20 protein-coding genes and 1 pseudogene are annotated in these 22567 nt (G+C 64.2%); 13 read left to right on the forward strand and 8 right to left on the reverse strand.

Annotated features, from left to right (window positions below):
* The first annotated feature begins 116 nt into the window (after positions 1–116).
* On the forward strand, positions 117–1022 hold the full coding sequence (locus tag DI041_RS05430; RefSeq protein ID WP_136638527.1) for a LysR substrate-binding domain-containing protein: 906 nt from the start codon (positions 117–119) through the stop codon (positions 1020–1022).
* A 198-nt stretch (positions 1023–1220) separates the two neighbouring features.
* A complete protein-coding gene (gene cml, locus DI041_RS05435; RefSeq protein ID WP_046984790.1) occupies positions 1221–2408 on the forward strand; it encodes a CmlA/FloR family chloramphenicol efflux MFS transporter in 1188 nt (395 codons plus the stop codon).
* 72 nt (positions 2409–2480) lie between these two features.
* Here the strand turns inward: cml and DI041_RS05440 are convergent, their stop codons facing one another.
* A complete protein-coding gene (locus DI041_RS05440; RefSeq protein ID WP_136638526.1) occupies positions 2481–5819 on the reverse strand; it encodes an autotransporter domain-containing protein in 3339 nt (1112 codons plus the stop codon).
* 434 nt (positions 5820–6253) lie between these two features.
* Between DI041_RS05440 and DI041_RS05445 the strand changes: the two genes are divergently transcribed.
* The 5 genes from DI041_RS05445 to DI041_RS05465 all read left to right on the forward strand — a co-directional run bounded on the left by DI041_RS05445 (position 6254) and on the right by DI041_RS05465 (position 11837).
* Positions 6254–6790 (forward strand): fimbrial protein, encoded by a 537-nt coding sequence (locus DI041_RS05445; protein ID WP_136638525.1) that lies wholly within the window; start codon positions 6254–6256, stop codon positions 6788–6790.
* A 176-nt stretch (positions 6791–6966) separates the two neighbouring features.
* Entirely contained in the window at positions 6967–7743 is a 777-nt protein-coding gene (locus DI041_RS05450; RefSeq protein ID WP_136638524.1) for a fimbrial biogenesis chaperone, read from the forward strand.
* Positions 7744–7762: 19 nt separating this feature from the next.
* Positions 7763–10333, forward strand: coding sequence for a fimbria/pilus outer membrane usher protein (locus DI041_RS05455; protein WP_211195190.1), 2571 nt, complete (start codon positions 7763–7765; stop codon positions 10331–10333).
* 111 nt (positions 10334–10444) lie between these two features.
* Positions 10445–11443, forward strand: a complete 999-nt coding sequence (locus tag DI041_RS05460; protein WP_136638523.1) for a fimbrial protein — start codon at positions 10445–10447, stop codon at positions 11441–11443.
* Between the two features lie 127 nt (positions 11444–11570).
* A complete protein-coding gene (locus DI041_RS05465) occupies positions 11571–11837 on the forward strand; it encodes a hypothetical protein (RefSeq protein WP_136638522.1) in 267 nt (88 codons plus the stop codon).
* A 374-nt stretch (positions 11838–12211) separates the two neighbouring features.
* Here the strand turns inward: DI041_RS05465 and DI041_RS05470 are convergent, their stop codons facing one another.
* From DI041_RS05470 to DI041_RS21410, 3 genes and pseudogenes are all read right to left on the reverse strand, one after another.
* Positions 12212–12541 (reverse strand): hypothetical protein, encoded by a 330-nt coding sequence (locus DI041_RS05470; protein WP_136638521.1) that lies wholly within the window; start codon positions 12539–12541, stop codon positions 12212–12214.
* A 36-nt stretch (positions 12542–12577) separates the two neighbouring features.
* On the reverse strand, positions 12578–12973 hold the full coding sequence (locus DI041_RS05475) for an Arc family DNA-binding protein (protein WP_169050811.1): 396 nt from the start codon (positions 12971–12973) through the stop codon (positions 12578–12580).
* A 287-nt stretch (positions 12974–13260) separates the two neighbouring features.
* Positions 13261–13452, reverse strand: a pseudogene (locus tag DI041_RS21410) (DUF3011 domain-containing protein); the annotation flags it as partial.
* Positions 13453–13826: 374 nt separating this feature from the next.
* On the opposite strand from DI041_RS21410, the gene DI041_RS05485 reads away from it, so the two are divergent.
* Positions 13827–14444 (forward strand): LysE family translocator, encoded by a 618-nt coding sequence (locus DI041_RS05485; RefSeq protein ID WP_136638518.1) that lies wholly within the window; start codon positions 13827–13829, stop codon positions 14442–14444.
* On the opposite strand, the gene DI041_RS05490 is transcribed toward DI041_RS05485, so the two are convergent.
* The 3 genes from DI041_RS05490 to DI041_RS05500 are packed head-to-tail and all read right to left on the reverse strand — an operon-like array spanning position 14441 to position 18896.
* Positions 14441–17260: a TonB-dependent receptor gene (locus tag DI041_RS05490; RefSeq protein WP_136638517.1), complete on the reverse strand. Its 2820-nt coding sequence runs from the start codon at positions 17258–17260 to the stop codon at positions 14441–14443. The genes DI041_RS05485 and DI041_RS05490 overlap by 4 nt on opposite strands.
* A gap of 59 nt (positions 17261–17319) precedes the next feature.
* A complete protein-coding gene (locus tag DI041_RS05495) occupies positions 17320–18333 on the reverse strand; it encodes a FecR family protein (protein ID WP_136638516.1) in 1014 nt (337 codons plus the stop codon).
* The gene (locus tag DI041_RS05500; protein WP_136638515.1) at positions 18330–18896 is read right to left on the reverse strand and encodes an RNA polymerase sigma factor; all 567 of its coding nucleotides are present in this window, start codon (positions 18894–18896) and stop codon (positions 18330–18332) included. The genes DI041_RS05495 and DI041_RS05500 overlap by 4 nt, the downstream gene beginning before the upstream one ends.
* A 269-nt stretch (positions 18897–19165) precedes the next feature.
* Here DI041_RS05500 and DI041_RS05505 point away from each other — a divergent pair, with 269 nt between their 5' ends.
* The 5 genes from DI041_RS05505 to DI041_RS05525 all read left to right on the forward strand — a co-directional run bounded on the left by DI041_RS05505 (position 19166) and on the right by DI041_RS05525 (position 21902).
* Entirely contained in the window at positions 19166–19690 is a 525-nt protein-coding gene (locus tag DI041_RS05505) for a transposase (protein WP_169050328.1), read from the forward strand.
* A gap of 97 nt (positions 19691–19787) precedes the next feature.
* Positions 19788–20441, forward strand: coding sequence for a winged helix-turn-helix domain-containing protein (locus DI041_RS05510; RefSeq protein WP_136638513.1), 654 nt, complete (start codon positions 19788–19790; stop codon positions 20439–20441).
* Between the two features lie 332 nt (positions 20442–20773).
* On the forward strand, positions 20774–21148 hold the full coding sequence (locus DI041_RS05515) for a transposase (protein WP_169050327.1): 375 nt from the start codon (positions 20774–20776) through the stop codon (positions 21146–21148).
* 97 nt (positions 21149–21245) lie between these two features.
* Entirely contained in the window at positions 21246–21446 is a 201-nt protein-coding gene (locus tag DI041_RS05520; protein WP_136638511.1) for a hypothetical protein, read from the forward strand.
* A gap of 105 nt (positions 21447–21551) precedes the next feature.
* Positions 21552–21902 carry a VOC family protein gene (locus DI041_RS05525; RefSeq protein ID WP_136638510.1) on the forward strand — a complete coding sequence of 117 codons (351 nt, stop codon included), beginning with the start codon at positions 21552–21554 and terminating at the stop codon, positions 21900–21902.
* A 16-nt stretch (positions 21903–21918) separates the two neighbouring features.
* On the opposite strand, the gene DI041_RS05530 is transcribed toward DI041_RS05525, so the two are convergent.
* Positions 21919–22548, reverse strand: a complete 630-nt coding sequence (locus tag DI041_RS05530; RefSeq protein WP_136638509.1) for a TetR/AcrR family transcriptional regulator — start codon at positions 22546–22548, stop codon at positions 21919–21921.
* Between the last annotated feature and the right edge of the window lie 19 nt (positions 22549–22567).

Genomic DNA, 22567 nt, shown 5'->3' on the forward strand with positions numbered 1-22567 from the left:
GGGTGGCACCGGTCGCTCGCAGGAGGGGGAGGACAGGCATTCCAGCAGCGATCAGTGTTTGTTTCATTCTCGGTGTTTTCCCGGTACGTTAGGTTTTGCCTAATGAAGCGTCGCCCATGGAACGTCGTCACCTGGAGTACTTCGTCACCTTGGCCGAGGAGTTGCACTTCGGCCGTGCGGCGTTGCGCCTGGGGATCGCCACGCCGACCCTGAGCGTGCAGATCCAGGACATCGAGCGCCGGCTCGGGACCCGCCTGTTCGAGCGCGGACGCCGGGAGGCGGCGCTGACCTCGGCCGGCGAGGTGTTCCTGGCCGAAGCACGTGACGTGCTGCGCCGGTTCGAGCAGGCCGAAACCGTGGGCCGGCGGGCTGGCCGCGGCGAGATCGGCAAGATCGAGATCGGTTATGTGGGTTCGGCGTTGTATGCCGGTGCGCTGCAGGACCAGCTGAGCCGGTTCCGCGACCGCTATCCCGGCGTTGACCTGCAGGTGAGCGAATGGCCGATGAGCGTGCTGCCGGAGCTGCTGCAGCAAGGCCGGGTGGACGTGGTGTTCTGCCGGCCGCCGATGGATGTGCCCGACAGTTTCGGTGAACACACCCTGGTCGAGGACCAGTTCTGCGTGGCCCTGCCGGAAATCCATCCGCTGGCGCAGGCGCGGAGTCCGGTGCAACCGGCGGCGCTGGCCAGGGAAGGGTTCGTGATGCCGGAACAGCCGGCAGGCGCGATGGAGGTCGCGCGACGGGGCGGCTTCATTCCACGCATCCGTTCGCAGCCCGGCCATCTGGCAGCGGTGCTGGCCGAGGTTTCCGTCGGCGTCGGTTCGGTGGCGATCGTGCCATCGGTGCTGCAACGCACGCTGGTGCTGCCGGGCATGGTCTATCTGCCGCTGGCCGGCCCGACCATCGTTTCGACCATTGCCGTGCAGTACCGCCAGGCCGAGAGCTCGCCGGTGGTGCGGCGCCTGATCGAACAGGTGAAACAGACACCATGCAGGCGCATCGACATGCTGCCGCTGGGCTGACCGCTGCTGCCGCTTGCCGGTGGTTGCTACACTTGCGCCACCTGTACAGGTATTCGATGGCGCCATGAACAACGGGAACGGTCCGCAGACAGTTCGCTGAGCCGCAACAACGATGCAGACGTTGTTGCGGTGATCATCCCTGCGATGCACGCGAAGTGGATGGATCACCGCCGGATTCACTCTGGGCGGAGACTCCCCATGTTCAATCGACAGGCCCCACGTTGGGCCCATTCCCTGCCGTCGGCCATCGTGCTGATGGCCCCCTTCGATCTCCTGGCCTCGCTGGCCATGGATATCTACCTGCCTGTGGTTCCTGCAATGCCACGCGCGCTGGGCACCTCGCCGGTGCTGGTGCAGCTGACGCTCGGTGCCTACCTGCTGGTGCTCGGCGTGGGCCAGCTGGTGTTCGGTCCACTGTCCGATCGCATCGGGCGACGGCCGGTGTTGTTACTGGGCGCGTTGCTGTTCACCGCCGCGTCGTTGGCGCTGGCGGCGTCCAGCAGCGGCGCGGCGTTCCTGGCCTGGCGAACCGTGCAGGCGGTCGGTGCATCGGCGGCGCTGGTGGCGACCTTCGCCACCGTGCGTGATGTATATGCCGATACGCCGGAGGGTGCTTCCCTGTATGGGTTGTTCGCCTCGATGCTGGCCTTCGTGCCCGCGCTCGGTCCGATCCTTGGTGCGTTGGTGGCAGGCGCATTCGGCTGGCGTGCAATCTTCGCATTGCTGGGCGTGCTCGGCCTGATCGCGGGCCTGCGCGCGCAACGCCATTGGCAGGAGACCCGCCCGCCGCGCAGCGACGCGCCAGGCCCGGTGCTGCAGCGCATCCTCCGCAGCGGTGGATTCTGGGTGTACACGCTGGGTTTCAGTGCGGGCATGGGCACCTTCTTCGTGTTCTTCTCGATCGCTCCCCGCATCCTGGTTGGACGCATGCAGTACTCGCCACTGTCCTTCAGCCTGGCGTTCGCAACGGTGGCGCTGATGATGATTTTCAGCGCGCGCCTGGCGAAGAGGCTGATCGCTCGCTGGCAGGTGCGCGGGACCTTCCTGCGTGGGCTGTGGGTGATGATCGGCGGGGCGTTGCTGATGGCACTGGCGACGCTATGGCCACCGTCATTCGCCAGCGTGGTGCTGCCGATGTGGGCCATCGCGGTGGGCCTGGTGATGGTGGTATCGGTGGCTGCCAACGGTGCATTGCGTGATTTCGCCGATGCCTCCGGGATGGCGGTGGCGCTCTACTATGCCCTGCAGAGCGTGATCGTCGCCGGCGCAGGGACGTTGGCTACCGTGCTGCTGCCGGGAGACACGGTGTGGCCGCTGGTGGCCTATGGGCTGCTGTTGCCACTGGCCAGCCTGCTGGCTGCAAGCTGCCTGCCGTGTGGTACATAGCGGCTGGCGGCGGACAAAAAAAGGGGCGGCCGCGAGGCCGCCCCAACCTGTCAAGAGAACACGTGCCTGTAACTAGAAGCGGACCGACCAGCGTGCGTTGGCGCCATGGTCGCGGCTTTCACTGCCGAACTGGCCGCTGTAACCCAGCTCCAGCTGCTGCCGCGGGGTCAGCCATGCCGACAGGCCCAGCTCGGCCACCACGGCGTTGTCGGCGATCGGTGCGCCCTGGACCGCGAAGGTGCTGCTGCTGTTGGCGAAGGCCAGATTGGCCACCTGGCTGCGGTCGCCAGATGCGCGGCGGTAGCCTACGCCACCGCGCAGGTGCAGCCAGCTGTCCTGCTGGAACGAGGCCTTCAGTCCCTTGTCGAAGCGCACACCGGCGGTGGCGATCGTGGTTGCGGTGTCATCCACCTTGCCCTGAAGGGAGGCCGCACCACCGCGTTCGTTGATGCGCTTGAGGTCCACTTCCACGCGCGCCACCTGCAGGTACGGCTCCAGTCCGGCTTCCGGACCACCGAAGCGGTAACCGGCTTCGATGAAGGCCTGGCGGGTGCGGGCGTCGTAGCGTGCGCTCAGGCTGTCGCTGAAGCCAGCGAACGCCACGTCGCGCGTGCTCTTCACCTCGTGCTTGCTCCAGGCCACACCACCGCGCAGGCCGAATCCACCCCAGTTGTGGCTGGCGTAGGCGCCGAAGTGCGTGTTGTCGATCTTCGACTTGGCACGACGCTCCTGCTGCTTCACGTCGGTACGGCCGGTACCGGCCAGCACACCGACCTGCCAGCCGGAAAACTCGCGATCGATGCCGACCAGCAGGCCGTTGCTGTTGGCTTCGGTGCGGGCGGTGTTGCTGTTGCCATCCAGCTTGCTGTTGCCGCCGAGTGCCTGCACCCAGGCGCCGGTGGCATCGCCCGCGTCGGCACCTGGTGCGGTGGTACCGGCACGGCGCGACAGCGCGGCATCACGCACGTAGCGGCTGCCCTCGACCAGGGCCAGTGCCGTGGCCGGATGCAGTTCGCCGCTGAGGCCGTCAAGCACGCCACCGACCTGTTGCGGGAACAGCTGGGTCAGCGGCTTGGGCAGGCCCTGGTTGATCGCCAGGCCATCGGCGCTGGTCGCCACCGCGCGTTGGTTCGGCGTGGTGGCTGCACTGGCCAGCGAGGCGCCGCGTGCCACGTCGATGCGGGCGCCGTTGGCAGCATAGGCCAGGCTGAACTGCAGGAACGGCGAGAACGCGCTGAAGTCGGTTTTCGCGAACTGGCCGCTGACGCCACCGTCGGCGCGGATGAAGTTGAACTGCTCACCCAGGTAGTAGGTGCCAGGCTCCGGCAGTGCGACCAGGGTGCCGCCAAGGGTGGCGCTGCCGGTGACGTGCAGCTGGTCGCTGCGGCCGCCGGGGGCAAGCTCGGCGGCATAGACGCCGGTCGCGCCCTGCACGTAGTTGCCATTGATGGTCAGCGTGCCGATCGAGTTGCCCGGGGCGATGGTGCCGTCCACATGTGTGTTGCCCAGCGTGCCGATGCCCTTCAACAGGCCGTTCGCACCGACCGTGGTGGTGCCGCCGGTCTGGGCGCCGTTGAAGGACACCACGCCACCGTTGACGGTCAGGTTGCTGTCCTTCAGGACGCCACTGGCACTGACGGTGCTGACGCCGCCGGTGGTGGTCAGTGCGGTGGAGACCAGGCTGCCGTTGAGCAGGAACTGGCCACCCTGTACTTCGACAGCCGAGGTGAGCGTGTTGGCACCGTTCAACTCCAGCGTGCCTTCACGCAGCACCGCGCCGTTGAAGCTGTTGTCGCCGCTCAGGCGCAGCCAGCCGATGCCGGACTTGGTCAGCTTGCCGGCGCCGCCGATGTCGTTGGTCCAGTCATCCCAGGCGTCGCCTTCCCACACCTTCAGGCCACCGGCCTTCTGGTTCATCACCACGTTGGTATCCACGCGCAGCGAGCCGTAGCCTTCGATGGCCTTGCGCAGGTCGACCATGCCCCAGCCGTAGACATCGTCCACTCCCGGCGCGCCGAGATCACGTGCCGTTGTCAGCAGCACGTCGCGGACCTGCGCGTTATCCAGGTAGGGGAATCGCTCGAACAGTAGGCCCAATGCACCGGTGATGTGTGGAGCGGCCATCGAGGTTCCGCTCTTCTTGACGTAGTCGTAGTCTGGCAGCAGGCTCAACGTGTCAATTGTGACGTTGCCGGCGCTGTCCTTGGACAGCGTGGCGTCCAGCTTGGTCTTGGCGCCATAAGTTGTGGAAAGAATTGCCGTGCCAGGTGCTGCCAGGCACCAGTTTGCGGCGAGGCCGCAGCGCATGGAGCGATTGCTCAGCTCCAGAGCTTCATTGACGTTCACGACAGCCAGCCAGTACGGCTCAACATCCTTCTGAGCACGTGGCAGCGTGGCGTACATGCCTGCAATCGGCGCCTGTTGTGGGGATGGATTGGTAGCGTCGGTATTGCCAGCAGCCCATACTTGAATGAGGCCGGTCCTGCGCGAAGCGGTTGCCATCACCGCCAGCCGGTCGGCGAAAACCGTATGGGACAGATACACATCCATCTGCTGGGCTGAGTTCGGCTCTGTAGCAAGCCCCCAGCTGTGGTTGATGGCTCGGATCTCCTGTTGTTCGAGCTGTTCGTACAACTGGCTGAACGCTGCCGTTGGGGCGCCAACGGATTTAGAGCTTCGATCGAGCGTCATCCGTGGCGAGACACTAAGGTGCGCCACACTGTTGGAGAACAGGCGGGCGACGCTGAGGTCGGCACCGAAGGCTACGCCGTGCATGCCGGTGCCATCCCGATTGGCAGCGATCGTCCCGGACACATGGGTGCCATGTGTCCCATAGGTGACCCCTTCAAAATATCCATTTCGATTGAGCAATGCGGCGTACTGCGGATCGAGGGTCTGATAGGTGAGCTGGACCTGATCGCCATCGGTCCTGAAACAGCTGTTGGGGCCTTGGATCACCTCTGCCGGACACAAGCTGCCATCGGCAAGAACCCCCGCCAGCCGGATGCTGCGATGGTTCTTACCAGCGAACTCTGGATGCCCTAGGCCGGTGCCGTCGTCGAAAACGCCCAGTCTGACGCCCTTGGCAGTCAGGCCCCGTGCATAGGCGTAGTCGGCCCCCATCGCGGCCAGCCCCCAGTCGGCATTGAATTCATCGCTGCGCCAGCTGGCCGCATCGCCCGGGTTGCCGAGGATCGACGTGCTGCTGGTTGCGGCGGACGACACCGGCGCCGACAGGTTCGCGGTGCTGGCCGTGCTGGCCGTGCTGGCCGGTTGCGCCCAGGCCGCCTGCAACTGGCGCTGTTGCTGCCAGGCATCGAGTGACTCGTTGGCCATGGCGGGCGATGCAGTGGCCAGCAGCAGGGAACTGGCCACGGCAAGGGTGAGGCGGCTGTGCAGCGGGTGATTCATCGGACAACTTCCTTGGTTGACGGTCAACCAAGCTGTTAACGGATTCATAGCGCGATCACCCCCAGTGCTTCGAGGAGGAGACAGTGAAGGTGTCAGAGAAGCGAAGTGCCAGACCGGAGCGCGCTTGTAGCTGCAGATCTTTCTGTGGATGGGCAGGTACCTATCGCTGCATGGCGACGTCCTGCAGAGTGTCGATCACGTGAATAAAAACATGTTCCGGATAACGTCCTGGCGTGCATGAAGCGTGGGCGGTGAAAATACTGTTTGTGACATTAAACGCATTGTTATTCATGTCATAACTGCATGATTTTAAAGGAAAAAATAGACTCACGTCACAGATTCTGATTACCATGCGTGGGTCGGCGCGATGCTTGCGTCCGGCGTATTAGAACCGGGCCTCCGTGCCTGCCCATCATTCATAGGTAAATATCACCATGCGCAATCTGATCATCGCCAAGCTCACCGCCGTTGCAGTCACCGGTCTGCTGTCGCAGAGCGCCTTCGCTGCCGACGGCACTGTCAACTTCATCGGCGAAATCGTGGACGCGCCGTGCTCGATCGCTCCCCAGAGCCAGAACCTGACCGTGCCGCTGGGCAAGGTCTCCCGTACCACGCTGGACGGCGCTGCCGGCAAGGTGTCGGCCCCCGCCAAGTTCGCCATCGACCTGCTGGGTTGTGGCGCCACCGCCAAGGGCGCGACGGTGACCTTTGCGGCCCCGGCCGACGCCCTCAACAAGAACCTGCTGCGCGTGGGCGTGGGTGAAGTGGACGGCAGCTTTGCCACCGGCGTGGGCATCCAGGTAGCCGACTCGTCGGGCAAGCAGATCCCGGTCGGCCAGGCGTCGGGCAACTACACCCTGGCACAGGGCGACAACGCTCTGCAGTTCCAGGCCAATTACATGTCCACCGGCCCGGCTGTCACCGTGGGCCGTGGTAACGCGATGGCACAGTTCACCGTCGCCTACAAGTAATCGCCGGCTGTCGGTACCCGGTCCAGGCCGGGTACCGGCATCGAGTACGGGATCGGGCGCCTTGCTGCAACAGCGGCCTGCCCGCCACCCGACCTTCACTACACATTTTTCCGTTCAGGCGGTGCCCTCGCGGTGCTGCCCTGGCCGCTGCATTTCCGAACATCCGAGAGACCTCCATGTTTTCCAAGCGTCTATTCCCGCAACTCAGCGGCCTGGTGCTGGCCGCCTGTCTATTCGCTGTTGCAGTACCGGCCTCTGCAGCGATCATGCTGGGCGGTACGCGCGTCATCATCAACGAAGGCAGCCGCGAGGCGTCGATCTCGATGAAGAACGAAGCCAACGCGCCGTTCGTGGTGCAGGCATGGATCGACGCGGGCGAGGGCAGGAACAAGACGCCTTTCCTGGTGACCCCGCCATTGTCGCGGCTCGATCCGGGTATGGAGAACATTCTGCGCATCGTACGTACGGGCGATCAGCTGCCGTCGGATCGCGAATCGGTGTTCTGGTTGAACGTCAAGGAAATTCCCGAACGCGCCGAGGAAGAGAACGTCCTGCAGGTGGCCGTCCGCAGCCGCATCAAGGTGTTCTACCGGCCGGCCGCACTGCGCGGTGGTGACGCGTCGCAGGCGCGCAGCAAGCTCAAGTGGGCCGTGTCGACGGCCGCGGGTGGTGGCGCTGTACTGAAGATTGCCAATCCGACGCCGTACAACGTCACCTTCACTCTGCTCAAGGTGGGAGAGGGGAAGGAAGAGATCAATCCGGACATGGTTCCGCCCCTGGGTGAACTGGTGGTTCCGTTGAAGTCCATCCGTGTCGCCCAGGCGCTTGGCCTGCGCTTTACCACGATCAACGACTACGGCGGCGAAACCGTCGAAGAGGCCGTCACCGCGCCGGCTTCCGATGTTCCGGTGGCGGTGCTGCCGCAGCCGGTGCCGGTTTCTTCCACGCCCTGATTCTCCGAAGGTGAACGCCGTGAGTCGTGTCTCCATTCCGTCGCGCATGAGCGGGCAGGCGATGTCCATCCTGGCGCTGGCGCTGTCCTCGCAGCTGAGTCATGCCCAGTCGCCTCCGCCCAGTGTCTTCAACGAAGGCTTTCTGGAAATCGGTGGTGACCAGCAGGGTGCTGATCTGTCGCTGTTCTCGTTCGGCAACCAAGTGCTCCCCGGTGATTACCTGGTGGATGTGATGCGCAACGACGTCCGCCTGGGGCAATCGCAACTGCGGTTCAATACCGTGGAAGGCAAGCGTGATGCCGTGCCTTGCCTGACCGCGGGCATGCTGTCGTCCTGGGGCGTGAATGTCGCCGCCTTCCCGGGTATCGCTGCGCAATCGGAAGGTGGCTGCGTCGATCTGGGGGCGGTGATTCCCGAGGCTGCGGTGAACTACGATGCAGGTCGCCAGCAACTGACTGTGAGCATTCCGCAGGCAGCGCTGGTCAGGTCGGCGCGCGGTGCGGTGGATCCCTCGAAATGGGATCGTGGTATCAACGCCGCGATGCTGGATTACCAGCTCAACGTCGCAAACAACTCGGGATCCAACCCCCGCGATGGCGACCGCAGGAGCTTCATGGCCGGCGCATTCGGCGAGCCCTACGAAGAGAAGAAGCCACGCCGTGACGCTGTATTTGGCAGTCTGCGCGGAGGCTTCAACCTGGGCGACTGGCGGTTCCGCAACTACACGACCTACAACCGCGACGTGATGGGGGAGAGCCGCTGGGAAGCGGTTCAGACCTTCGCCCAGCGCGACCTGAAATCGATCAACGGGCAGCTGCTGCTGGGCGACGGATTCACCCCCGGTGACCTGTTCGACGGCTTCCAGTTCCGCGGCGCGCAGATCTCATCGGATGAATCCATGCTGCCCGACAGCCTGCGTGGCTACGCACCGACCGTGCGTGGCGTCGCGCAGACCAATGCGCGCGTCACCGTGCACCAGAACGGCTACATCATCTACAACACATACGTGGCGCCAGGTGCCTTCGTGCTGGATGACCTGTATCCGACCTCGTCCGGTGGAGACCTGCAGGTCACCATTACCGAAGCCGATGGCAGGGAAACGAAGTACACCCAAGCCTATTCCGCCGTGCCCACGCTGCTGCGCGAGGGAACATGGCGCTACAGCGCCACCGGCGGCCAGTATCGCCAGGGGTACGGCCGCTTCGAAGGCAGCCAGCCGCAACCCTACTTCTTCCAGGGCACGCTGGCCCGGGGCCTGGCCAACGAGTTCTCGCTGTATGGCGGTACCACGCTGGCGGGCAAGTACCAGGCAGCCATGGTCGGGTTCGGCAAGAACATGCGGGGCTTCGGCGCTGTGTCGGTGGACCTGACCCACGCGCGAAGCCGGGGCGACAGCGGCCACTCCTTCAATGGACAGTCGTTGCGTTTCCTGTATGCGAAGTCGCTGGAGGAAACCGGCACCACCTTCCGCATGGCGGGCTATCGCTACTCCACCAGCGGCTACCGTACCTTCCCCGAAGCGGTGGGCATGCTGTACGCGCAGGAGAATGGATTGCCCTTCGCCAACCGCCGCAACGAGCTGCGCCTGGAGGTTTCGCAGTCACTGGGCCGGTGGGGAACCCTCTACGGTTCGGCGCGGCAGCAGACCTACTGGGGCAGTGACCGCAAGGAGCGGCTGATCCAGGTGGGATACTCGGGAAGCTACCAGCGCCTGACCTACAACCTGTTCTACAACCAGTATTCGAACCTGTATGGCTCGGCCAACAGGCAGGTGATGCTGACCCTCTCGCTTCCATTGGGGCGCAGCAGCAGTTCGGCGATGTATACGGCTTCGCACGACAGCAGCGGCAGGACCGCGCACCAGGCCAGCGTGTTCGGCAGTGCCTTCGACGATCACCGGATGACCTATGGCGTGACCCTGGACCGGGCCAACCAGGGCGGTACCAGTGGCAGCGGCAATCTCAGCTACAAGGGCCAGTACGGGCGCGTCGACCTCGGCCACAGCCAGGGCAACGGCTATGGCCAGACCAACCTGGGCGTGGCCGGTGGCTTGGTCATGCATGGCGAGGGCATCACCCTGTCGCAGCCCTTGGGCGAAACCATCGCACTGGTACGTGCGCCGCAGGCCGAGGGTGTGGGCATCGAGTCCCAGTCTGGTGTGCGCACCGATGGCAAGGGCAGTGCTGTGCTGCCCAATGTCACGCCCTATCGAACCAATCGCGTGGCGCTGAACACGCAGGATCTGGGCGACAAGGTCGAGGTGCGCAATGCAGCGATGGATGTTGTTCCCACGCGCGGAGCGGTGGTGCGGGCGCACTTCGAAACCGCGGTTGGCTATCGACTGATGCTGGTACTCAAGGGCGCCGACGGTCGACCACTGCCGTTCGGATCGCGTATCGAGAACGAAGCTGGACAGGAAGTCGGAGTCGTTGGACCAGAGGGCCAGGCCTACGTGACCGGCGCGCCGGAGGCCGGCACGCTGAAGGTGATCTGGGGCAGAAGTGAATCTGCGCAGTGCACGTTGAAGTATGCGTTGCCGCAGCAAGAGCAACCGTCGCCGATCCGAAACCATGAGGGGAGCTGCCTGTGATGCCGAAGATCAGCTCCAGTACCCGCCCCGGATGGGATAAGGCTGTTCTGCAAATGAAGGCGATCGGCGCAGCAGCAGTGGTGTTTGTCAACGAACCCTTGGATCTCGCATATGAAATCTAGTACTTACTCCGTCGTCGTTGCTTCACTGCTGACGCTCGGCACTGCGGCCCCGGGTGTGGCGCTGGCTGACTGCATCTACCGACCGAAATCCAACATTGGGACGAAAACTGTCAACGCGGGCACGGTGATCGTCTATCAGAGTGCCGCGGTTGGAAGCACCGTCTATTCGAGCTCTTTCATTGCTGGATGGCCGGAAGTTGTCTACTGCACGCCGCCGGGTGGCACCATGACGTATTGGAATCAGATCCTCTGGGGAAGTCCAGTGGTGGGTATGAGTGGGGTCTACTCCACCAATGTTCCGGGTATCGGCTATCGGGTTTCTCTGGCGGGAACCTACAATCCAGGGTTCCCGGGCACATACACGCGCGACTTCACGGTATCGTCCGGCAACGCATCCTGGGCGGCATCGCAACGCTGGGCGGTCCAGTTTTCTCTCGTCAAGACTGCTACCAGGGTTGGCAACGGTCCTCTCGATCCAGTGCCATTCGCGCGCGCTGATTCCGGCGCCGGCGCCTCACAGCCTTACATGGTCCTGCAGATTGGCGACATCCGCATTCTTGCCCCTTCGTGCCAGGTAGCCGTTGGCTCTCGCAACCAGACCGTCAATCTCGGGCAGGAATTCCGCAATCGATTCCGTGGCGTGGGCAGTACCACGGCCGGCAAGGACTTCCAGGTCGTAGTCAATTGCCAGGCATCGCCCAATGGCATCGAGAACATGGTTTCACTGACCATGGATGCGACGCCGGATGCGTCCAGCACGCCAGGTGTTCTGGGCATCGACACCGGCACGGGAACGGCGTCGGGCGTAGGCATCCAGGTGCTCGACAGTGCTGGCCAGCCTGTGGCGTTCGGCCAGCCAAAGCAGTTGGGCCAGTCGAAGGATGGCGATTACGTGGTGCCGTTCAAGGCACGCTACTACCAGGTCGCGAGCGCCGTTGGCGGTGGCCAGGCCAATGGCCGGGCCACCGTCACGTTGAGTTACAAGTAACGCTCGCTTGGAGACGGCCTGGGCAGCGCCGAAGTTACAGGTACGCTAGGGTCACCTCGTATCCCTGTACGTCGCGCCTGCCGGGCACGTCGGTCTTCAATACGACCGGACGTGTCTGGACCCTCACGTGCCGAGCGCTGAGACGAAAGCGATCAGCAGGCTTGCCCGCAGCCTGGGCGCGTTCCGCATCGCACCAGATGCGGAATGGGGCCATCCTTGGTTGAAGCTGCGGCAGGCAGGACGCGGGCTCGACGATGGCGCCCTGGAAGTGGATGATCCCATCTGCGGCGTGTCCCGCCGATGCTGGTCCCAAAGCGCACAACAGAAGCGTGGAAAACCGGGCCTTGTACATGGCTGCGACTCGCTGGAAGAGGTGGGATTGCGTCTTGCCTGAGATTCCTGACAGCGAACGTCGGGCAGGGCTGTTTCGCACGTATTCGTGATCGGGCTGATGTATCGAGGGCTATTTCTACTTCTGCTTTTGGGGCAACGCACTGTGCATGTACATCCCGTCGCGGGCCTCCCTGCGGCAGGAAGCTCCCCCGCTGGACCGGCGTTGGGGATTCCGCCCAGCCCCGATCCAAGGCGGCGCAATTATCCGGCGGCGCCTGCGCCAAATCTGCGCGCACGATCACGCTCTGGAATCAACGGCGGCTGTTCAGCAGCTCTGACCGGATGGGCTCGTTGGAGCCAGGAGCGTTGACCGAAAAGCTGCATCGGCGCAGATGTCAGGCAACCGCGATGCAGGGGTCCCCGAATGAGCTTCGCTCAGCCCATGGCCAGGGTTGAGGCTGCCAGGGAAAGCAGGGTCGCCAGCAGTGTGATCAATGCGGTGCCGATCCTGTGAAGCCGACTGATGCGTGCGACCAGCAGTACGACAGCGGTGCTGATGACTGTAGTGGCGAGCGCGCCCGGGCGCAGCAGGTGCGCCTGATGCACAGTGACCACGTGAACAGTGAAGTGCGGTTCCGGCGGCAAGGGGAACTGGGCGTCGAGCGTATAGACGAGCGCGGCCATGCCGACGGCGCTGATCAGGCCGGGGAGATAGGGACGTACCCGCAGGACGCGGTCGCCTGCTGGAGAGGGGGAGGACGGCATGATGATGCAGAAGGAAGGATTCAGGGAGAGCTCTGCTCAGTCAGCTGGTGAGGTGCGAGGACCGAGTGCCTGATCGAGGCGGCGCATGCCTTCGACGTCGCGATGCAGATACGCAAGGAGAGCATCCAGGCGGCGTACCCGGTCTTCGCTGCGCAGTAGACGTGCTTCGATCTGCCTGCGTTCTGCTCCGTTGAGCGCGGTGTCACACAGGAAGTGGGTGTGCATGGCGATGAACTCTCGGCTGGTGGCCAAGGCAGCCTCGACTTCGGTGATTTCCTGCAGTCGCGCCTTGCCGATACGATCGCAGACATCGCCGAAGCTCTCCTCCAGTCGCGCGATGATCTCTGAATTCAGTGATCGACCGCCGCTGCGTGCGGCGAAGTCGAGGCGATCACGAAGATCGGAAGGGAACCGGAGAGTGAAGGGAATCATGTATTTCTTCATGGGAACGGATGGTGCAGGGTGCGCAGCCATGCCGGCCCGCTGGGAGGAACCGGCATGGCGGATGGGTTGATCTGGTACTGACTGCACCAGCTATGGCTGGCCATGTCTCGTGCTGGCATCCCGTGACGATGATGGGACATGTACGTGGGGCACGCCGTGCAGGGATTCTGCTGGAGCCCGAGGCATGTTTCCAATCGTGCGGTCGTTGTTGTGGATGTCACAAAGTGCCTGTTGCGATGGATGCAGCGTGCGGGCAAGGCAGCTCAGTGATGGCGGCGCCGGCCTTCGCCAACAAACTCGGCCCGGCAGCCCCCGGTCACCCATACGCCATTTCGGCCCTTGCCCCATGTTTTGCCTTCCTCGCACGGTGTATTCGACAGTTGGCGGATCAGGCGCGCGCGTCCGTTGACGCGGCAATCCTGGCTGCGCCCCTTGATGGATTCGCAACGGACCACGCCCGAACCATCTTCGATCGGCACCGTAGCCGGAGCCGGCACATAGTAGTCATCGCGGCTATGGCCGTAGCCACTCTGGTCGTAGCTCGGGTCGTAGCCCGGAATGGCGGCGCACGCTGAGAGCAGCAGGGCGCTGGAGAGAGCGCAGATGATCGCGGGAAGGGACTTTGTACGGGACATGTCGTGATTCCAGTGAGGTGGCCTGGATTATTCGCATAGATGCGGGCGCCCATTCATAGCGGGCATCCATCCATAAAGTCGGGATTCAAGGACATGGATATGAAAGTAGAAAAATCCACTTTGTGACATGGGGTTTCCTGTGCTGAAGAACGGGATCCAGGCTGGCTTCGGTTACAGTGGTTGCGCATTCAATCCTTGGAGGCGCCATGCCCGAGTTGCTCGCTGTACTCACCATTGCCCTCCTGGCGACGATCAGCCCGGGCCCGGATTTTGCGATGGTGTCGCGCAACAGCCTGCTGCTGTCACGCCGGGCAGGTGTCATCACGGCGCTGGGTATCGGCCTGGCCGTGCTTGTGCATGTGAGTTACACGCTTCTGGGGGTCGGGGTGCTGATCCGCCAGTCCATCTGGTTGTTCAATGCAATCAAGCTGGCCGGCGCGGTGTATCTGATCTACCTGGGTATCAGGATGCTTCGTGCGAAGCCTGCAGGTGATCTGGCGGCCGCACAGGTCGCGCCGCTCTCGGACCTGGGCGCACTACGGGTCGGCTTCCTGACCAACCTGCTGAATCCGAAGACGACGATTCTCATCGTCAGCCTGTTCATGCAGGTGATCCGGCAGGACACGCCGCTGCATGTGCAGATCGGCTATGGCGTGTTCATCGCCGCACTGCACATCGCTTGGTTCTCGGCGGTGGCGTTGTTCTTTTCCACGCGGCGGGTGCGTGATCGATTGCTGGCGGTACGCCACTGGATCGATCGCGTATTTGGCGGCCTGCTGGTGGCCTTCGGCCTGGTGCTGGCGACAGCACGCGGGCAGCGCTAGAAGCGCTGTGTGGCGCTGAACTGGAGGTAGCGGCCAATGGGATCGTCGTCGGCCACGGTATAGCCCAACGGGCTGCCGTTGTAGTTCTTCGGCGTGCGATCGGTCGCATTGAACATCTGCAATGCCAGGGTCAATCGCTCGCTGGGCTCGTAGCCGATGCCCAGATCGAGGGTGGTCATGGCAGGAAGATCACGTTGGAGCTTGCGGGCCAGTACCAGCTCTGGCGAGTCTTCAACGTAGGTCCATGGCGCCGTCAAGCCGCTGCGATGGCGCACGGTCAGGCGCAGGTTCCATGCGGCCCTGCGCCAATCGAGCTCCATGGATGCGTGTAATCGTGGCGTTTTGTCACCGGCCAGGTTGCCACGTGGCGGTGCCGACGGTTTGTCACGCCGGAGCGTCTCGAGATAGTCCGCCTGCAGGCGGATCTGCCATTGGTTCGTGGCTGGGCCATCCAGGCGCCAGGTGCCCTGGCCCTGCCAGCCGCTCACCCGTGATCGGCCCTGATTGGCGAGGTAGACAGGGATTCCGGTGAGGATCCCGTTGGCATCGCGGATCAGCGAGGCCGTATCACTCGCGTCAAAGTAGGGAATGATCTCATCGCGTCGGTGTATCCGGTAGTGATTGATCTCCAGATCCAGGGCTGTCGACGGTGACCATTGCAGGCCGAGTGTCAGGCTGCGCGAGCGCTCCGGGCGCAGTGAAGTGCTGCGGGTGGGCTGGAACGCCAGAATGCAGGTCGGCACCGTACTGGTGTCGAGCTTGCAGGGTTCCAGCCCAGGCGTGGCGGGCAGGCCCAGTGCGTTGCCGGCCAACGGGGGAAGCACGCTGGGTGCACGCTCCTCATACAGAGTGGGAACGCGATACCCGGCGCCATAGGAGGCGCGCAGGGTCAATTCCTCCAGCGGCGCCCACGTGATGCCGGCACGCGGCGTGAACGAGGTGCCGAAGCGGGGATCGCGGTCCACGCGCCAAGCCAGGTCCAGCACCGCACCGCGCGTAAAGGGGATGGCGAGTTCGCCAAACTGGGACAAGCGGAGCGCCTGGATGTTGAAAGGAGCCGGGTTGCCGCCCAGATATGCCGCGTAGCTTGAGTAGCCGGTGCGGTTGGCGGACAGGTCCGTAGCGAATCCAAGATGTTCGTGGCGTAGTTCGATACCCGTGCGTGCCTCGACCGGGCCATGGGCGAGCTGCAGGAGCGGACCGCCGATATCGGCGCTGAGACCTTCGGCACGATAGCGGCCACGAAGCAGGTTTTCCGCACCGAAACCGGGCAGGGGAGCGGTGTGGGGTCCGCCGCCGAGGGCGTAGCCCAGGTCGATCAGCTGTTGCTCCTCATAGCCGGCCACCGGCAGGTCGACGATGCCGCTGGCACGATTGATCACGGTATTGCTGTGGTGGAAGACGGCACTGTTCCAGCTCCAGCGGGATCCGCCACCGTGCAGGGTCACCAGGAGATCGGCATCGTGCATGTCCGAATCGAGGCGGACCGGGCCGGCATCGAAGAATACGTGCTGCCGCCGCATCTGCGGGCCATTGACCAGAAGGACCGCCGCCGGCGCGTACTGTGCGAAGGAGCGTGCCTCGGCCAGGCGCAGCGTCGCACCCAGTTCAGCACGCTCGCCCAGAGGTTGCCGGTAGGTGGCCATCGCGGCTGTCGACTCACTGGCGGGAATCAGGCGGGTGTAGCGGGGGGGATCCAGGCTGCAGATCTGGCCGCTGGGGCTGACATCATTCCCGACGCAATCTGCGGGCCGTTTTACACCGGAGCTGTTGATCGCCGCCAATGCGAATCGTTGGTCATCCAGGCCAGCTGCACGCTGGTCTACCGTGGCCCAGCTACGCCTGCTGCCAAGCAGGCCGTCGTCGCGCCTACGATCGAATGCCAATGTCCACTGCGCCCCGCTGTCCATCGTCCCACCGAGGCTGGCGGCGAGGCCATGGCGTGCGGCATCACCGCGGGAGGACATGCCGGCGTACGTGCTGATTTCCGCGCCCTGATAGTCACGCTTTAGCACGATGTTGATCACACCGGCCATCGCATCGGAGCCGTAGACCGCTGATGCACTGCCGCTGACGATCTCGATGCGATCAATCATCCCCAGCGGAATGCTGTCGAGCGGGACGATGCTGCCGAAGCCCGCGGTGGTCAGGCCGAAGCTGGTCGTGCGCATGCCATCGATCAGGAACAGGGTGGCCTGCGGGCCAAGGGCCAGCAGGCCGGTGGTCGAAGACAGTGCAAGCGGGGTCGTCGTTGAAGTGCCGAAGTTGGTGGATACATCCCAGGGGTGATAGGGGTTCATGCCCGGCCAGCGGCGCAGTACGTCGAATACCGAAGTGCTGCCACTGGCCCGGATCTGTTCGGCGGTGATGACTGACAGCGGTGCACTGCTCTGCAGCGATGTTCGCGGGATGCGGCTGCCGGTGACCTGTACGGCATCGAGTTCGGAGGTGCGAGGCGTTGCCTCGGCTTCCTGCTGGCGCGGCAATTGTGCGACTCGCAGCAGATAGGTGTTGGGGCTGATTTCCAGTGCGGTGAGGCCGCTGCCGCCGAGCAGCTGGGCCAGTCCCTCACGGGGAGAAGCATCGGCTGCCACGCCGTTGCTGCGCCGATGCGCGAGCAGTGCCGGCGAGTACAGCAGGTTCAACTTCACCGAGCTGCGGGCGAGGAACTCCTGCAACGCCGCTTCCAATGGTCCGGGGGCAATGGCCAGTGATGCGGTGGTGGTCGCCGTAGCCGCCAGCGCATGCATGGGCACGCTACAGGCGAGCAACGGCAGGCCGAGCAGCAGGGGGAGCCGGTGCAGGGGCAGGGTCATGGGCGGGTGTGGAGGGCTGGCGTCGCGCGAGGCGGGCTGGGCACAGAATGCATGGAGGGCTAGTTGGACTGGCGGCGTCGGTACAGGACGATCTCGTTGTGGTCGCCAGGGCGGGACGTCAGTGACCAGCCTGCGTCCAGTGCGGCGAGGAAAGCCTGCTGGTCCTGTACGTTGAACCGCCCGCTGATCAGTAGCGTGCCGTCGGCAGTGTCGGCCAGGCGCAGTGGCTGGGTGCGATAGCGGTTCATCTCGGCCAACACCCGGTCAAGGCGCTGCCGCTCGACCAGCAGGGTCCCCTGCGTCCAGGCATGCAGGGCATCGATGTTGGTATTGCCGATCTGGATTCGTCCCTGTGGATCGACGCGCGCCTGCTGCCCGGGGGTGAGCGACGCCTGGGCGGTGGAGCTCCCTTTGTGGCCGATGTCGACTTTGCCATCGAGCAATGCCACGTCCACGCCATCGGGGGCGCGTCGGACCTGGAAAGTAGTACCGATATCGCGGATCCAGACGTCGTCGGTAGTCACGACCAGCGGGCGTCGCGGATCGGCGCCGACCGTGAACTGGGCTTGCCCGCGCAGCAGTTGCAGCTGCCGCTCGCTGTGCGTGAAACGCACACTGATCTCGGTGTCGGTGTCGAGTACCAAGCGACTGCCGTCCTCAAGGGTAACGTCGCGTCGCTCGCCGATCGCAGTGGCGAAATGCTCGGGGGATGGGCGCCAGGGCTGCAGGACCAGCAGCGGTACCAGCAGTACCGCAAGTGCCGCAGCAATGCCGGCGGGCCAGCGCCAGCGAGCCTGCCTGACTGGTGCGCGACGGGCGCTGTGCAGCTCGGCGCGCAACAGTTCATCACCTGCCAGTGCCTGGGCCAGCAGGTGGCTGCGTTGAGCGCGCGCGAACTGTGCTGGATGCAGGGTCGACTGCTGCAACCAGTGTTCGAAGGATGCCCGATCCTCTGCGCTGGCGTCGTCGGCTTCAAGCCGGATCACCCAGGCGGCAGCGGCAGCGATGACATCGTCGTCGTCGCGTTCGTCGCGTTCGTCGCGTTCGTCGCGGGCGGAATGAATGGAGGTCATGGGGAGCGTACCGTTTCTGCGCCGCGTGCCTTCAGGTGGCGATCGATGAGGGTCAAGGCCTTGGACATCTGCTTTTCGACTGCTTTCACGCTGACACCATGGTGCATTGCGATCTGCGGGTAGGACAGGCCATCGAGCCGGTTGAGCAGATAGGTGCGGCGGCACAGCTCCGGCAGCCGCCCGATTGCCTCGCGCACCATCAGCAGTTCCTGCTGTTGGGACGCGTACTGGTCGGGCATCGCGCTGGCCGGTGCCACCTCTTCACCGAGCTCGGCCATCAGCTGCCCCGACTGGGCCTGCGCCACCAGCTCGCGCCGGCCACGGTCAGCCAGGATGTTCAACGCGATGCGGAACAGCAGCTGCTTCAGCGCCGCAGCGGGTTGCCCACGGTACCGCATCAGCCGCTCGAAGCTCTCCTGGGTGATGTCCTCGGCCTCGTCGGAAGCCTGCATGCGTCGCCGCAGATAGCCCAGCAGCAAGGGGTAGTGCCGGTCGAGAAACCCCGGGAAGTCATCGTCATCAGGCGATGTTCCTGGCGGCGCGGGGGAGGAGTCCTGACGCATCGACGTAACCGGTCTCCGCACAACTCGGTGGCCTACGTTAGATCAGCTGCTGTGATGACGTCCAGAAGGGGGCGAAGGCATGGGGATTGGGCATTCATCTTGGGGCCGGATTGGACACGACTGTCCATATCCGGCCGCTGGAAATGGATCGGGTATGGCCGATGAAAGAGCGGTAGGGGGAGTGTGCCTTGAGTCGTTATAGGTACCAGGTCGCATTTCTACGTGGCCGTGAACTACGACGAATGCAACAGTCCAGATGGAAGAGTGCAATGACGATGCAACTGAGATTGAGTGATGAACAGTGGCAGCAGGTGATGAGGCAGCTGCCAGGAATCCTTGGGGTTCGCGCGCAGCGCGACGTGCAGCGCTATCGCACTTTCATCGACGAAGTGCTGTGGGTGGTCGGCAACGATCTGGTGTGGCATGAGCTGCAGCCGGCCACCTGTGGCTGGCGCAGCGTCTACATGCGCTTCCAGCGCTGGGGCGATGCCGGCGTATGGGCGATCGTCCTGCGCGTCATCGAAGATAATCCGATGCTGTGTGAGGCGCTGCAGCGGCGCCTGGACGAGCAGCAACGCTCCCGCGAGCGGCGATTGCGCCGAGCACCTGCCTTCGTGCCATCCCCGACGGCGGCGATGACGCCAGCCGACGTGCAGCCAGTGCCCCTGCGCGCGCAGAGCGATGATGACGATGCTGCTGTCCGCCCGTTGCCGGGGGGGCCGAAGCTTACGTTGGGCAGTGCCGGATCCTGGGCCCGTGGCGCGGAGCTCGACGTGATGCGCCGTCGTGCGTGAACTGCCGGCTCCCTCGCTGGACTGGGAAACGTGCGTGCCGGCTGCGGATGCGCCTGCAGGCCGTGTGCTGTTGCTGGTGGCACGGACCGAGCTGCACATGCGCAGCTATCTGCGCAATCACGGTTTCTCCGTGCAGGTCGTGCATGAGAGGGCGCACCTGGAGCGCCTTCTGCAGCGCTCAGCGCATGACTTCGTGTTGATCGATTCCGATGAGGTGGGCGCCGAAGGCCTGATGATCTGCCATCGATTGCGTACCCATGGGCACCTGGTACCGATCCTGCTGCTCAGCACGAGAGGAGAAGCAACGGATCGCATCATGGGTCTGGAGATGGGCGCCGACGATATCCTTGGAAAACCGTTCGAACCGCGTGAGGTCGTGGCGCGATTGCGTTCGCTGCAGCGGCGGCAGCGCATGACGCTGGCTACGGCGCTGTGGAGCGCGACAGGCAGTACATCGTTCGGACCGTTTGTTCTCAACGGCGCAACCATGGAGCTGCGTCGCAATGAACAGCCGGTGATGCTGACAAGTACCGAACTGCAGCTGTTGCGAATCTTCCTGCGCCATCCTGGCCGCCCGTTGGGACGTGACTATCTGCTGGAGAGTCTGAAGGGCGCAGGTGCTGATGTGGCGGACCGCAGCATCGATGTGCAGGTGTCGCGCTTGCGCCGCAAGCTGGGTGAGGATACTGCGGCGCCCCGTTTTCTGCGGACCGTCTGGGGTATCGGCTACGTCTTCCTGCCAGGCGTGTAGATGGAACCGGTGCGGCTGTCACGCCCCGACACATCTTCGAGGCGTACGGCAATACTCTGCAACCCGTGCATGGATAGCATCGGTCATGTCGGAACTGGCGATCGCCACAGGATTTGAAGGAAATGGATCGTGGCGCACCCCGGATTGCCTGGACCGACCCCGGCAGGGCGGTATCGGATCGTCGCTGTACATGGCTCCCCGGCCCCGATGCCGCCTTGCCACCTTTGAGTTGACCAATCAAGGCGACGTCGGCGCCGGGCAGCACGCAGATGGCAGGTGATGAAGCGATGGGTAGAACACCATGTGCAGACCCTCAGGCGACGGAAGTCGGCATGCACAGGCTGACGGATGTGCAGTGGTCGCAGCTGCTTGAGCGCCTGCCGGGCAGTGTGGGTACGAGGGCCCGTGGCAACCAGGGGCATTACCGCCGTTTCGTGGAGCAGGTGCTGTGGGTGGTCGACAACGATGTTGTCTGGCATGAGCTCAAGCCTGACAGAGGAAGTTGGCGCAGTGTCTATGTCCGGTTCCTGCGCTGGAGCGACAACGGCATATGGCCAGGCGTCATCGACGCGCTGGCAGCGGATGAACCGCTGGCACAAGCATTGCGGGACCGGATAGAGGAGCATCGAAGCTATCGGCACCGTTGCGCGAACAGCCACGTCCCGGCGCCCGACGGTGTTCCTGCATCGCGCCGTTTCGGGCGTTGAGGCGAAGCGGCGTCGCTGCCATCTTCACCTGTTATCCTTGCAGCGACGCTAAGGTGAGCCGGCCTGGGCTCACCAGGCTTATCAGGGAGTGATGTCGATGCGTATTCTCAGGAAAATGATCGTGGGTGCCGTGTTCGCATTGGCCTGCAGCGGCTCTGTTGCCGTGGCCGGGCCGATTCCGCCCTGCGATCTGCCCTGCTGGAAGGCCTATCAGGCATGTCTGTCCGGTGGCGGTGATGCCATGGAATGCCAGTACGAGTACGACCGTTGCATCATGGAGCGCTGTGGCGCCGTCTAAGCCCAGCCATGATGGGCTGTTGGCGAGCCCCGTCTCCGACGGGGCTCTTCTGTTTACGCGCAAGGTCGGGCAGTCTCGACGTGTCCTTTCCAACGGAAGCGTGCCATGGCCGTCAAACGCGTCGTCGCCAACATCGCCACGTCCGATCCGTCGCGCGCCGCCGCGTTCTATGGCGACCTGCTCGACATGGCCGTGCTGATGGACCACGGCTGGATCGTCACCCATGGCGGCCAGGGCAGTGCGCTGGCACAGGTCAGCTTCGCCAGCGAAGGCGGTGCCGGAACCCCGGTGCCGGACCTGTCGATCGAAGTGGACAACCTGCAGGAGGTGCTGGAGCGCATGCGCGCGGCCGGCATTACGCTGGAGTACGGCCCCGCCGATGAGCCCTGGGGCGTGCGCCGCTTCTTCGTGCGCGACCCGTTCGGGCGGTTGTTGAACATCCTGGCCCACGCCTGAGCGAAGGGGCTGCCTCTCAGCGGCGTTTGCCACCACGCGCCGAGGCGGGCGAGATGCCGACCATGCGGAGGCAATCGGCCACCACCGCCGCGATGAAGGCGTCTGCATCCTGGGCCGGTGCCGCGATCAGGTCGTCGGTGGCGCCGTGTACGCCAGCATAGATCAACGATGCGGTGACCTGCGGTGCCGGCAACTGCCACAGGCCGGCGGCGATGCCCGCCTCGAGGATCTCCCGCAGCTGCTTCTGGATCGCATTGCGTTCGGCATTGCCGCGCTGGTGATGGTGGTGGTTGGCGAACACCACGTCGTGCAGCGCATGGGTACGCACGTAGAGCTCGATGTTGGCGCGGATCCAGGCGCGCAGGCGTGCCACGCCATCATGGGCGGGCTGCTGCTGCACGGCGAGATCCACCCCATCCATGAACTGCCGCGTATAGCGCTGCGCCAGCGCCTGCAGGATTTCGGTGCGCGAGGCGAAGTAGGTATAGAAGGTGCCCTTGGCCACGTCGGCGGCAGCGACGATGTCGCTGATGGTGGTCGCTTCCACGCCCTGCGACAGGAACAGCGCCTGTGCGGCGTCCATCAGTTCTTCCTGGCGGGTTTCGGCGGGCTTGGTGCGGGGCCTGGCGACAGCTGGGGTCTGCATGGTGGGCGTGGTCCGGGTG

It is taken from the genome of Stenotrophomonas maltophilia (assembly GCF_004920835.1).
GTDB classification, from domain to species: domain Bacteria; phylum Pseudomonadota; class Gammaproteobacteria; order Xanthomonadales; family Xanthomonadaceae; genus Stenotrophomonas; species Stenotrophomonas maltophilia_AQ.